Source organism: Burkholderia sp. MSMB1588 (genome assembly GCF_001546925.1).
GTDB classification, from domain to species: Bacteria; Pseudomonadota; Gammaproteobacteria; order Burkholderiales; family Burkholderiaceae; genus Burkholderia; species Burkholderia humptydooensis.
Map to the genome: position 1 here is coordinate 1,991,825 of NZ_CM003770.1, position 12,821 is coordinate 2,004,645.

The 12,821-nt window shown below is 68.8% G+C and carries 7 protein-coding genes and 2 pseudogenes; 3 read left to right on the plus strand and 6 right to left on the minus strand.

Annotated features, from left to right (window positions below; all coding sequences use genetic code 11):
* The first annotated feature begins 23 nt into the window (after positions 1–23).
* The 3 genes from WS92_RS36970 (at position 24) to WS92_RS08040 (ending at position 4,749) form a co-directional block, all read left to right on the plus strand.
* Complete coding sequence (locus WS92_RS36970; protein ID WP_015602832.1) at positions 24–1,781, plus strand: ATP-binding protein; 1,758 nt, start codon at positions 24–26, stop codon at positions 1,779–1,781.
* Between the two features lie 222 nt (positions 1,782–2,003).
* A complete protein-coding gene (locus tag WS92_RS08035) occupies positions 2,004–4,022 on the plus strand; it encodes a PAS domain-containing sensor histidine kinase (protein ID WP_059932881.1) in 2,019 nt (672 codons plus the stop codon).
* 289 nt (positions 4,023–4,311) lie between these two features.
* A complete protein-coding gene (locus WS92_RS08040; protein ID WP_006027066.1) occupies positions 4,312–4,749 on the plus strand; it encodes a YciI family protein in 438 nt (145 codons plus the stop codon).
* A gap of 21 nt (positions 4,750–4,770) precedes the next feature.
* On the opposite strand, the pseudogene WS92_RS36455 reads toward WS92_RS08040, so the two are convergent.
* From WS92_RS36455 to WS92_RS08065, 6 genes and pseudogenes are all read right to left on the minus strand, one after another.
* Positions 4,771–4,929: pseudogene (locus WS92_RS36455) on the minus strand (LysR family transcriptional regulator); the annotation flags it as partial.
* Between the two features lie 43 nt (positions 4,930–4,972).
* Positions 4,973–6,268 carry an APC family permease gene (locus WS92_RS08045; protein ID WP_059932811.1) on the minus strand — a complete coding sequence of 432 codons (1,296 nt, stop codon included), beginning with the start codon at positions 6,266–6,268 and terminating at the stop codon, positions 4,973–4,975.
* A gap of 323 nt (positions 6,269–6,591) precedes the next feature.
* Positions 6,592–6,885 (minus strand): hypothetical protein, encoded by a 294-nt coding sequence (locus tag WS92_RS08050; RefSeq protein WP_006027068.1) that lies wholly within the window; start codon positions 6,883–6,885, stop codon positions 6,592–6,594.
* Positions 6,886–7,025: 140 nt separating this feature from the next.
* A complete protein-coding gene (locus WS92_RS08055) occupies positions 7,026–11,516 on the minus strand; it encodes a DEAD/DEAH box helicase (RefSeq protein WP_059932810.1) in 4,491 nt (1,496 codons plus the stop codon).
* A 176-nt stretch (positions 11,517–11,692) separates the two neighbouring features.
* Positions 11,693–12,078, minus strand: a pseudogene (locus WS92_RS08060) (hypothetical protein); the annotation flags it as partial.
* A 69-nt stretch (positions 12,079–12,147) separates the two neighbouring features.
* Positions 12,148–12,666, minus strand: coding sequence for a metal-dependent hydrolase (locus WS92_RS08065; protein WP_059932809.1), 519 nt, complete (start codon positions 12,664–12,666; stop codon positions 12,148–12,150).
* Positions 12,667–12,821: the final 155 nt, after the last annotated feature.

Sequence of the window (12,821 nt, forward strand, 5' to 3'; positions counted from 1 at the left end):
GCGCAACGGGACAGGGGGAAGAAATGAAGTTCCGGTGGTGGATTGCCCACCTCAAGATACGTACCCGCCTGTGGCTGGCATTTGCCTTCCTGCTGCTCCTGCTGGTTGTGACCAATCTCGTGACACTCCATCAAATGGGGGCCTTGCAAGCCGCGCGCGAACGACTGGTGCGCGGCGCGCAGGATTCCGGCGCGAAGGCCGATCATTTCGACCGGGTGCTGCTGGCGCAGGGCGGAATACGACTGGTCAACGAGAACGCGCGGCGGGCGTTCGAGCTGTTCCTGATCCAAAGCCGCGACCCCATTGATCAGCAGCAGTTTGACACGGTCTTCGCCGCGCAGAAGAACACCACCCAGCGCATTACCGTTCTGTACAAGACGTTCGAGAGCCTGCTCGATACACCCGACGAGCGGGCTGCGTTCAAAGCCGTCCTGAAGGCTCGCTGGGATTACGTCAATACGCGGACAGCCGTGGAAAAGCGGTTGGCTGCGGGAGATCGCGATGCGGCTGCGAATGCGCTGCACCAACTGGTCATGCCAAAGCTGGCGACCTATATCCAGTCCTGGCAGTCGATGATCGAGCTGGAGCGCAGCCAGGCGTTGGCGGCCCAGGCGCTGGAAGCGCAGCGGTATGTCATTGCCCGTGGCCTTGTCCTGTCCATGCTGGGTCTCGCGACCATGCTGGCCGGCATCGCCATGTACAGCATCATCCGGCATATCACGTCCTCGCTGCGCCGGATCGGCGACTCGGCGCAGCAGTACGCGCTGGGCAATTTCAATCAGCCCATCGAGATCGATGCCGACGATGAGATCGCCGAACTGGCGGAGTCGTTCAACACGATGGCGGAGGAACTCGAGGCGAGCCGCAACGAACTGCTCAACCACCAGCGTCACCTGGAAGAGCGCGTCGCGGAACGGACGAACGAGCTCACGGCGGCAAACAGGGAACTCGTCAGCACCAATGCGAAGTTGACGCTGGCGCATGTCAAGCTGCTGGAATCCGAGAAGCTGGCGTCCATCGGGTTGCTGGCCGCCGGCGTCGCGCACGAGATCAACAATCCCGTCGGTTTCGTCTATAGCAACTTCGGTACGCTCGAAGCTTATCTGCGCAAGCTATTCCACGTGCTGACGCTGTACGAAAACATGGAAGAGAAGATCGCTTCGCCCGAGGCGGTGTCGACCATTCACTCGGCGAAGGAGACCGCGGAGCTCAACTACCTGAAAGAAGACATACCTGCGTTGATGCGTGAATCCAGGGATGGGCTGATGCGTGTCAAGGAGATTGTCCAGAATTTGCGGGATTTCGCGCGCAACGACGCCAAACCGACGTTTGTTCTGGCGAACGTCCATCAAGGTCTCGATTCGACGCTGCGGGTCGTCCAGAACGAAGTCAAGGCGCATGCCGAAATCGTCAAGGAATACGGCGATTTGCCGGACATCGAGTGCGTGCTGTCGCAACTGAATCAGGTTTTCCTCAACATCATCGTCAACGCGTCTCATGCGATGCGCGATCGCTTTGGCAGGATCACGATCCGCACCAGCGCCGATGCCGATACGATATGCATCGCCATCAGCGACAATGGCTGCGGAATCGCGTCTGAACACCTGACGCGCATCTTCGAGCCTTTCTTCACGACCAAGCCCGTTGGCAAGGGAACGGGACTGGGCCTGTCCATCTCCTACGGCATCGTGTCCAGTCACCACGGACAACTGACCGTTGAATCGGAACCCGGCAGGGGAACGACGTTCCATATCGTGCTCCCGATCAGGCAACCGGCGTAGCGCCTGGAAACGCCGCGAATCCGGCGCTCCGTCGAGGCCCGGTAGCGGGTCGGCTCATGCCTCTTGCTAGATGCTAGTGTGATAATTCCAATTCGATTATCGAAGCGGACAGCTAGCGTTGAACCCTATTTAAGGCGTCAAGATGCCCGATGCCCACGAACGCAGTTGCGTTTCGCTCAACCAGGCCAGGCATACGTCAACCACCCCGTTGGCGAGGAATTCATGGATGCGATCGCCCAATTTTTCGGATCAACCGGATTCATGCCCCACGGCTATTGTTTTCATTGGTCATCCGGCCTGCTGTGGACTTACGTCGGCTCGGACGCGGTCATCGCGTTGTCGTACTACTCGATTCCGGTCGCGCTATGGACCTTTACGCGGCGTCGTGCCGAGCTGCCGTTCAGTTGGGCCTTTCTCATGTTTGCGTCCTTTATCCTGGCGTGCGGGACGACGCATTTGATTGCCATTCTGAACATCTGGCAGCCAGAATACTGGCTCGATGCCGGCGTCAAGACGATCACCGCGATCGCCTCCCTGTCCACTGCCGTCGCAATCTGGCCCTTGATGCCGAAGGCGCTTGCGCTGCCAGGCGTGAAGCAGTTGGAAGCGGCAAGCAACGATTTGCTGCGCGAGGTTGCCGCACACCGCAAGACAGAAGAAGAATTGCAAGCGCTCAACCGCGAACTGGAGCATCGGGTCGCGCAGCGCACCGCCGAACTCGAACGTGCAGCCGACGCGCTGCGCCGCAAGAGCGTGGAGCTGGAGCACGCGCTGCAGTCGCTGCGCGACAGCGAAGAGCGCATGCGACAGATCGTCGACACCGCGCTGGACGCTGTCGTCACGATGGATTCCGACGGTGTCGTGGTCGGATGGAATCCGCAGGCTGCGGCCATCTTCGGCTGGTCGGCCGATGAAGCGCTTGGTCGTTCGATGAGCGAGCTGATCATTCCCCATCGCTATCGGGAGGCTCATACCCGCGCTTTGCAGCGGTACTTGGAGACTGGCGAGGCAAAGCTGCTGCACCAGCGGATCGAGTGGACCGCCTTGCACCGCGACGGGCATGAATTCCCGGTCGAGCTCGCCATCACGCCAATCGGCGTCGGCACACGTCGGTACTTCAGCGGGTTCTTGCGTGACATTACCGCGCGCAAGGAAACCGAGCGTGCCCTGCGCGACAGCGAAAAGCGCTTTCGCGCCACGTTCGAGCAGGCGGCCGTCGGCATCGCGCATGTCAGCCCGGACGGCCGCTGGCTGCGCGTCAACCAGAAGCTGTGCGACATCGTCAGTTACACGCGCGAAGAGTTGCTCGCGCTGACCTTCCAGGACATCACGCATCCCGACGATCTGGATGCGGATCTCGCGCAGGTGCGCCAGGTGCTCGATGGGCAGATCGATACGTACACGATGGAAAAGCGCTATTTCAGGAAAGATCACAGCGAGGTATGGATCGAGCTGACCGTCGCACTGATGCGCGACGACGCAGGCAAGCCGAGCTATTTCATTTCGGTGGTCGCGGACATCGCCGAACGCAAGCGCGCCGAGGAGGCGCTGCGAATCTCGCGCGAAGAGCTGCGGCGCCTGTCCGCGCATATCCAGAAGATACGCGAGGAAGAGATGGCGCGCATCGCCCGCGAATTGCATGACGACTTCGGCCAACAACTGACTGCCCTGAAGATGGCGGTTACGCTGTTGGAACATAAAAAGCCGGCAGGCCCGGAGCGTTTGATTTCACGGAATGACCTCAGCTCCATCTATGCGTTGATCGATCAACTGATCAATTCGGTGCGGCGGTTCGCGGCAGACCTGCGTCCTGCGATGCTGGACGATCTCGGCCTTATCCCCGCCATCGACTGGTTGATCGAAGAATTCTCGGCGCGTTATCACGTGCACGTCACCCGTCACATCGATGCGCAGGCGATCCACTTCAATCGCGAAAGCAGGGTAGGGGTGTTTCGCATTGTTCAGGAGGCGCTCACGAACGTCGCACGTCATTCCGCTGCAACCGAAGTGGTGATCGATATCACCCGCGACGATTCTCATTGCATCGTGCGGATTGCCGATAACGGCCGCGGCGCCGTGCGTGATTCCAGCCTTGGCCGGCGATCGTTCGGTCTGCTCGGGATGAGGGAGCGCGCCGCGCTACTGGGCGGCGATACCCAGATCCGCACGTCGCCCGGAGCCGGTTTTGTGTTGACCGTCACGTTGCCGCTTGCGGCAGTCGAAGCGCAGGCCGTAGAGTAAGCGTCGGGACGTCATCGACCGCTCAGGCAGAATCGGAGGGGCACCGTTGCAACAGCCAAGGTGTTGCCCGCCGTCACATCTCGTCCCGTTTTGCTTCTGGCGCAAAGTCTATCCGCCATGTCGGGGATTCCCGTGATTTCCGGGCCGCTTGCCGGATGATTGGCGGGAACCGGCTCTGACGTGTCGAATTCGGCGACGTTCGCTCGTCGACATGTCGAGGCCACCCGACGCAGCCGGACCGGTTCCGGCTGCCATGCGGATCGACTCGTCCACTCAAGGAGAAGGCAAAATGCGCGTGATGGTCATGGTGAAGGCGACGAACGAATCGGAGGCGGGCAAGATGCCGTCGAAGGAACAGTTCGAGGCGATGGGCAAGTTCAACGAGGAACTCGTGAAGGCGGGCGTGATACTCGCGGCCGATGGTCTGCATCCGAGTGCGAAAGGCAAGCGGGTGCGCTTCTCGGGCAGCGCGCGGACCGTGATCGACGGGCCGTTCGCGCAAACCGGGGAGCTCGTCGCGGGGTTCTGGCTGTGGAAGGTCGCGTCGATGGAAGAGGCCGTCGAATGGGTGAAACGGTGCCCGAATCCGATGGATGGCGATTCGGAGATCGAGATCCGGCCGCTGTACGAGATGGAGGACTTCGGCGACGAATTCACGTCCGCGTTGCGCGAGCGGGAGGCGCGGTTGCGCGACGAGATCGACGGGGAGGGCAAGGGCGCGCGCTGACGCCGGGCGCCGGCGGTTTCGAAGGAGCATTCTCAGCTTGCCGAGCGTGAGCGGCCCGTCGACGTCGACGCTCGCGGTCTTGCCGCGATGCGACAGATCCCGGCGATAGAGCGTGCCGCTTCCGAACCGGAAGCGGATGCAGCGGTGCTGCTTCAGATCGTGCGGCGCGTCTTGCGGCGCATCGCGCGGGGCGTCGCGCATTTCCCCGAATGGCCGGCGGCCTTCACCGCTTCGCCGCCGTCCGCCTGTCCGTGACGAGAAGATAACCGATGGCCGACGCGGTCAGCAGCAGCGGCCACAGCAGATACCAGCCCGTCGTCGCGAGCAGCAGGAGCGCCGACAGGAACGCGACGATCGACGCGCGATGCGCGAACCCGCCGCGCGGCAGGAGCTTCGCGGCCGCCGCCGCGCCGAGCACGTAGACCATCACGAAATTGCCCGACGTCGCGAGCACGAGCGGCTTCGGCCCCATGCCCGTCGCGACGGCCGCGACGAGCGCGCAGCCGGCGAGCGCCGCGAGGACGGCGAGGCTGCGCCGCGGCACGCCGCCCGTCTGGCTGCCTTGCGCGAACCAGCGGGGCAGCGCGCCGTCGCGGCCGAGCGCGGCGCCGAGCTTCGCCGCGCCCGCGAAGTAGGCGTTCATCGTGCCGAGCGTGAGCAGCAGCGCGGCCGCCGTCGCGATCAACTGCGCGTTGCCGCCGATCCCGCGCGCGATCAGCTCCGCGAGCGGCGCGCCCGATGCGCCCGCCGCGGGCCCGAGCACGAGCACGCTCGCGGCCGCGACCGACAGGTACAGCAGCCCCACCACCGCGACCGCGATGCCCGTCGAGCGCGGCAGGTCGTGCGCGGGCCGCCGGAACTCGGCTGCGAGATGGGTGATCGCTTCCCAGCCGGCGAAGCTCCAGACGAGCAGTGCGGCGGCCTCGCCGACCGCGAGCCAGCCGTGCGGCGCGAACGGATGCAGGTTCGCCGCGCGCGCGCGTGGTGCGGACGCGAGCACGGCGGCGACGAGCAGCGCGACGAGCAGCGCGGACAGCACGAGCTGCATGCGCCCCGACACGGTGACGCCGAACGCGTTCGCGGCCGCGACGATCGCGATCAGCGCGGCCGCCGACGCGATCACCGTCGCGTGTCCGCCGCCCGTGACGGCGGCGACGTACGCGCCGCCGAACATCGCGGCGGCGGGCGCGCCGGCCGGCACCGCGAAATAGAAGCACCAGCCGACGACGGCCGCCGCTTTCGGGCCGAACGCGGTGCGCACGTAGGTCGATACGCCGCCTGCGTCCGGATAGCGGGCGCCGAGCGCGGCGAAGGTCGCGGCGAGCGGGATCGACAGCACGACGAGCGCCGCCCATGCAATGAGCGACGCGGGGCCCGCGACCTCGGCCGCGAGCGCGGGCAGCGCGATCACGCCGGTGCCGAGCACCGCGCCGATGTAGAGCGCGGTGCCCTGGAGGATCGTGAGTGAGCCGGCGTGGTGCGGCACGGCCGTGGCGCCGCGCTCGACGGGGGCGTTCATCTGTCGGGTCTCCTGAAGGGGCATGTGTTCGAGTGTGCCGGCGTGTCCGCGCGGCCGGCCGGGCAGGGTCGCCGCCGGGCGGCGTGGAACGCAAGCGGCGATGATAGTGGATGGCGTCGGTTTCGGCGTGCGAGCGTTCAGTAGTTTGTTGCTGCCGACGGGGATTGTTTCGGAAGGAAATGCGCAAGCGGGGCGCTTGCGCCGTGCGATCGGCCGGGTTCGGGCAGGCGGCGCGAGGGGGCCGGTGCGCGCCGTCCGTGCGGCGCGAGGAGACGGGAACCGCGACGCAGACGGGCCGAGACCCGTCCGCGCGATGCGAACGCTTATTGCGGAATCACGAACGTCTGATGGAAGACAATGCCGTTCGGCGTGCTCGGCGCGGTGAACGCGAACGGCGTTTCGATCTTGCCGACGACGACGGTCCCCTTGAACGTGGCCGGCCCGCCCCAGTTGACGCCGGCGACCACCAGCGTGTTGAGGCCGTCGGCGAGATACGGTGTCAGGTCGACCTGGTCGGAGAAGGTGGGGTTGTTCTCGGTTTTCCTGTCGTAGACGACCAGTCCGTTGACGGTCGCGAAGACTTCGTTGTCCGCGTTGGTGATGTAGAGGGTGGCCATGACGATGGGCGGCCGGGCGTGCCCGTCGACGATTGTTCGGGCGGAGCCCGGAAAACACTACTGACCAGTTCTGGTAGGGGCCGCGCCGAGCACGAGTCGATCGAGCATCGATGCAGAACCGCCGAACCCCGCGGCCCGCGTTACCGATGCCGCGCAAGCCTCGCGCGCGCGTCGTCCTGCCCGGCTGCGTCGAGCTCGCGCGCATAGACGAACTGCCCGCCGACGAGCGCGGCGATCGGCACGCCGTCGCGGAACAGGAGCCGGTTGCCCGCGAGCGCGGGCACGCGCTCGCCGGGCAGCAGCGTGCCTGTCAGATTGAGCGGATCGGCCCCGCTCACGCACAGCAGCAACCCTTCGGCCGGCCGACGGCGGAGCTCGCGCAGGATCGGGATCGCGTCGGGCAGCGCGAACTGCTCGCCCGCGAGGCCCGCGACGAAGCGGCCGCCGCGGATCTCGCCGCGCGCCTCGAGCCGCCGGTAGACGGGCAGCAGCTCGCGCCAGCCCGGCATCCATTCGGCCTCGCAGGCGAGGATACGCCAGAACACGACGCCGTAGCGGCGCAGCAGCGTCCGCGCGACGTGCTCGAGCGCGGCGGGCGCGATCGCATGGCGGCCCGTCGGCGGCGGCGCCGCACGCATCGCGCGCGCGATGCGCGCATCGGCATCGGCATCGGCGACGGATGCGCCGGAGCGGCGCGCGCTGCCGCCGGATGCGTCATCGTCGTCTTCATCAAAATCGAGCGGCGCGAGCGGCAGCCGCTGCACGAGCGCCCAGCGCCCCGCGTCGTCCATCCCGCCGATCAGCGCGCCGCCGCGCCGCACGCGCGACGACCGGTGCGCGCTGCGCTGCGCGGCCGGCCGGATCAGCGCGCGCAGGCCCGCGAAGCTGTCCGCATTGACGAGGCCCGCCGCGACGAGCTCGCCGAGCGCGCGCTCGAGCTCGACGGGCAACAGGCGCGCGTGCGCGGTCAGCTCGTCGAAGAACATCGCGCCATACGCGGCGAGCGTCGCGCGCACGCGCTCGGCGCGCGCGGACAGCGCCGGCAGCGCGGCCGGATCGCGCAGCGCCTGCCAGACCGCGAGCTCGCGGCGCGGCAGCAGCACGACGGGCGTCGTCTTCACCGGCGCGCTCGCGGCCTTCGGCGGCGCGCCGAGCCGCGTCCACGTCAGCTTGCCGGCGCGGCACGGCTCGTCGAGGCCGCCTGTCACGTAGTCGGCGAGCCGCGCGGGCAGGATCTCGTCTTCCCACGCGCTCGCGGCCGCCTCGAAGCCTTCGAGCTGATGGACGACCGGCGCGAGCGCGTCCACGCCCAAGCCGCGCGTATCGGGCGCGACGCGCTGCCAGTGGAACAGGAAGCGCATGAAATCCGCGAGCTCGACGGGCTCGATCTCGCGGCGCAGGCGCTTGACCGTATAGCGATGGATGCGCGCAAGCAGGTGCCGCTCGCACCATTCGTCGTCGCGCGCGCCCGGCGTGAAGCGTCCGCGCATCGCGTAGCCCTCGCGCTCGAGCGCGGCGAGCGCGATCGCGACCGACGCGGCGGGCAGCGCGAGCGGCGCGGCGAGCGCGTCGGCCGTGAGCGGGCCGAAGCCCGTGAGGCGCGCGCGGATCACGTCGACGAGCGCGGCGTCGCGCTCCCACGGCGCGTCGAAGCCGGGCGGCGGGGCAAGCGGCGGATCGGGCGCGACGTCCTCGCCGTACAGCGCGCGCATGCACGCGACGCGCTCGGCGGCAATCCACAGCCCGCGGCCGCCGGCGAGCGCGAGCCGCGCCGCGCGCCGGCCCGCCGCGAGCCGCGCGGCGCACGCGCGCCAGCCGTCGTGCGAATCGATTTCATCGTCGGCGACGCATGCGAGCCCGATGAGCGCGTCGTGCATCTCGTCGTCGTCGCGCACGAGCGGCCACGCCTCGTCGCGCACCGAGTCGATCGCGCCCGCGTCGAGCGCGCCGAGATCGTCGGCCGATTCCGGATCGGTCCAGCGCCGCGCGAGCACCGCTTGCGTGCGGCGCTCTTCGAGCGGCGCGTCGTCGAGGAACGCGTACGGCTTCGCGTTCAGGATCTCGGCCGCGAGCGGCGACGGCGCGCTCAGATCGCGCGCGACGAGCGCGACGCCGTCCGTCTCGATCCGCCGCAGCAGCGCAAGCCAGCCTTCGGTGTCCATCGCGTCGTGCAGGCAGTCGTCGAGCGTCTGGTCGACGAGCGGATGCTTCGGCACTTCGCGCTCGCCGACGATGTTCTCCGCGCATGCGACCTGATCGGGGAACACGGTCGCGAGCAGATCGTCGCTCCTCATCCGCTGCAGTTGCGGCGCGACCTTGCGGCCGCCCGCGAAGCGCGGCAGCGCGAGCGACGTCGTCGCGTTCCAGCGCCAGCGCGCGGTGAAGAGCGGCGCGTCGAGGAGCGCCTGGATCAGCACGTGCTCGGCGCTCGACGCGCGCAGGTAGCGCCACACCTCGTCGAGCGCGAAGCTGTGCGCGAGCGACAGCGAGAGGATCAGCGCGTCGTCAGTCGCGGCCGCCTGCAGCTCGAAGTTGAAGCTGCGGCAGAAGCGCTTGCGCAGCGCGAGGCCCCACGCGCGGTTGATCCGGCTGCCAAACGGCGAATGGATCACGAGCTGCATGCCGCCCGATTCGTCGAAGAAGCGCTCCATCACGAGCGTGTCCTGCGTCGGCAGCGCGCCGAGCGCCGCACGGGCGCGCGCGAGGTAGTCGGCGATCTGCCGCGCGGCCTCGGCGTCGAGGCCGAGCTCGCCCGTCAGCCACGCGAGCACAGGCGCGAGGCGGCGCGGCGCGGGTGCGGCCGCGGGCGCACCGGCCGCATCGCCGCGCGCAAGCAGCGCGTCGACCTGCGCGCGCAGCCGCGCGACGCCCGCCGACAGCTCGTCGCTGCGCGCGGGCGCCTCGCCGAGCCAGAACGGGATGTTCGGCGCCTGCCCGTGCGCATCCTCGACGCGCACGCGCCCCGTCTCGATCCGGATGATCCGGTACGACTGGTTGCCGAGCTGGAACACGTCGCCCGCGAGGCTCTCGACCGCAAAGTCCTCATTGACGGTGCCGATGTTCACGCCCTGCGGCTCGAGCAGCACCGCGTAGTCGGCGTTGTCGGGGATCGTGCCGCCCGACGTGACGGCCGCGAGCCGCGCGCCGCGCCGCCCGCGCACCGTGTGCGCGACGACGTCGCGATGCAGGTACGCGGCGCGCGCGCCGCGCCGGCTCGTGAAGCCCTCGGCGAGCATCTTCAGCACGTCGTCGAACGTCTCGCGCGCGAGCGTCGCGTAGGGCGCGGCCTGCGTCACGCAGCGATAGAGCGCGTGCTCGTCCCATTCGCGGCAGGCGACTTCGGCGACGAGCTGCTGCGCGAGCACGTCGAGCGGCGCGCGCGGGATGCGCAGCAGATCGAGCTCGCCGCGCCGCACGCAGTCGAGGAGCGCCGCGCATTCGACGAGCTCGTCGCGCGACAGCGGAAAGAGCCGCCCCTTCGGCACGCCGCCGACGCGGTGCCCGGAGCGTCCGACGCGCTGCAGGAACGGCGCGATGCCGCGCGGCGAGCCGAGCTGGCAGACGAGGTCGACGTCGCCGATGTCGATGCCGAGCTCGAGCGACGCGGTCGCGACGAGCAGCTTCAGCCTGCCGTGCTTCAGGCGCTGCTCGGCGTCGAAGCGGTGCTCCTTCGCGAGGCTGCCGTGGTGCGCGGCGATCGCGTCCGCGCCGAGCCGGTCCGCGAGATGGCGCGCCGCGCGCTCGGCCATCCGGCGCGTGTTGACGAACACGAGCGTCGTCCGGTGCGCGGCGGCCAGTTCCGCGATGCGGTCGTAGAGGCGTTCCCACACGTCGTTCGCCATCACCGGCCCGAGCGGAACGGGCGGCAATTCGAGCGCGAGATCGCGCGTGCGCGTGTGGCCGGTATCGACGATGGCGCAATCGAGCGGCGCGTCGCCGCGGCCGCCGACGAGAAAGCGCGCGACCGCCTCGACCGGCTTTTGCGTCGCGGACAACCCGATGCGCGGCAGCTTGCGGCCGACGAGCGCGTCGAGCCGCTCGAGCGACAGCGCGAGATGGCTGCCGCGCTTGGCTGTCGCGAGCGCGTGGATTTCGTCGACGATCACGGTGCGCGTGCTCGCGAGCATCCGCCGGCCCGATTCGGACGACAGCAGCACGTACAGCGATTCCGGGGTCGTGACGAGAATGTGCGGCGCGTGCTTGCGGTGCGCGACGCGCTCGGCCTGCGTGGTGTCGCCGGTGCGCACCGCGGTGCGGATCTGCGGCACGGGCAGCCCGCGCCGCGCGATCTCGGCGGCGATGCCGGCGAGCGGCACGTCGAGGTTGACGTGGATGTCGTTCGACAGCGCCTTCAGCGGCGACACGTAGACGACGAGCGTCTCGTCCGGCAGCGCGCCGTCGTGCGCGAGCGCGTCGCGCACGAGATCGTCGAGCGCGGACAGGAACGCGGTGAGCGTCTTGCCGGAGCCCGTCGGCGCGGCGACGAGCGTCGAGCGGCCGGCCTTGATGTGCGGCCACGCGAGCGCCTGCGCGGTGGTGGGCGCGGCGAACGTGCCGGAGAACCAGGCGGCGACGACGGGGTGGAACGCGCCGAGCGCGCCGGCGGCGGGGCGGGTGGGGGTGATGTCCATCGCTACCGTAAGTGAGGGCGGGCGTGGGCGTTGCAAGGCTCGGCCCAGCGGGATAGTGTGCCAGACGCGCGGGCGGCCTGCAGGCGAAACGCAAACGGCGGCGCGTTGCACTGCGGCGCGCGGTAGGGGGATCGGAGCGATCGGCGCGGTGCGAGTCGCCGCCGCCCCGACAGCCGTCAGAACAGCCAGTTCCTCAGCGTGCCGACCGGGTCCGTGAACAGGCTCCCCGGATTGATGACGAGGAACTGGAGCGTCTCGATCGAGTGCGGAATGGCCACGATCGAATAGACGATGCGCGCCGCGACGAGCGCCACCGTCATCTGTGCCGCGCGCGCCCAGAATCGGCGGCCGGTGCGGGCGATGTGCTGCCTGGCCGCGCGCCAGACGCCGACGATCCACCAGACGTTGAGGAGGGACAGCGCAACGTCGGCGAACGAATAGCCGCCGCGTCAGTGCCGGACGAAGGCGGAGGCGTCGTGATGTCGTCGGTCATGTTCTTGTGCGTTGTGTCACGGACGATCCGGCCCGATCGTCGAAGGGCGTGGCGAGGCCGCGTTCGCCATCATGCCGGCGGCAGCGGCGCAGGCCGGGCCGTATGTCGACGTCGGCCGGGCATGCCGTCTGCCGGGCGTCACACCCTGCGCAGCCAGCCGAGCCAGTGTGCGAGCGGCGCCGCGTGCCCCCACGCGGCCTGCGCGAGCCACAGCGCGCCCGCCCATGCGGCCGCGACGACGATCAGATCGCAGTGCCCGCTGTTCCACCAGTTCAGCGAATGGCGCTTCCACAGCCACGGCACGCCGAGCGGGTTCGGCCAGTCGGCGATCAGGTGGACGAGGCCGCCGCACGCGAAGCCGAAAAGCGGCGCCGCCCACCCGTGGCGATGGCCGAGCGACCGGTACGCGAAGACGAGCATCGCGACCCACGCGACGCCCCAGTGCGTGACGGTGCGATGCGTGACCCAGAGCCGCCGCGAGCGGCGCCACCACGCGAGTTCGAGCCAGTCGGGCGCGGTGCCGCCCGCGACGCCCGCCGCGAACGCGGCGAGGCTGTAGACGTGCCATGGCCCCGCCGCGCCCGCCTGCGCGACGAGCGCCGCGGCGACGAGCCCCGCGGCCCAGCCGCTCGCATGATGTGCTGCGTGTGATGCCATGCCGGTATTGCGTCGGCGTACCGACGAAATCGAAAGGGGGCGCTATCTTCGCAGATTTGGCGTGCGGCGCGCAGCGGCGGGGAAGGAAAATTTTCGGCGCGGGTCGATGCGCTCGAACGAGTAGTTGCAAGCAGTGCGGCGCTCGTGTGATGCGT

Bases quoted from the DNA above. Each gene is read 5' to 3' on its own strand.
- WS92_RS36970 (WP_015602832.1), top strand. From the start codon at position 24: ATGAAGTTCCGGTGGTGGATTGCCCACCTCAAGATACGTACCCGCCTG.
- WS92_RS08035 (WP_059932881.1), top strand. From the start codon at position 2,004: ATGGATGCGATCGCCCAATTTTTCGGATCAACCGGATTCATGCCCCAC.
- WS92_RS08040 (WP_006027066.1), top strand. From the start codon at position 4,312: ATGCGCGTGATGGTCATGGTGAAGGCGACGAACGAATCGGAGGCGGGC.
- WS92_RS08045 (WP_059932811.1), bottom strand. From the start codon at position 6,268: ATGAACGCCCCCGTCGAGCGCGGCGCCACGGCCGTGCCGCACCACGCC.
- WS92_RS08050 (WP_006027068.1), bottom strand. From the start codon at position 6,885: ATGGCCACCCTCTACATCACCAACGCGGACAACGAAGTCTTCGCGACC.
- WS92_RS08055 (WP_059932810.1), bottom strand. From the start codon at position 11,516: ATGGACATCACCCCCACCCGCCCCGCCGCCGGCGCGCTCGGCGCGTTC.
- WS92_RS08065 (WP_059932809.1), bottom strand. From the start codon at position 12,666: ATGGCATCACACGCAGCACATCATGCGAGCGGCTGGGCCGCGGGGCTC.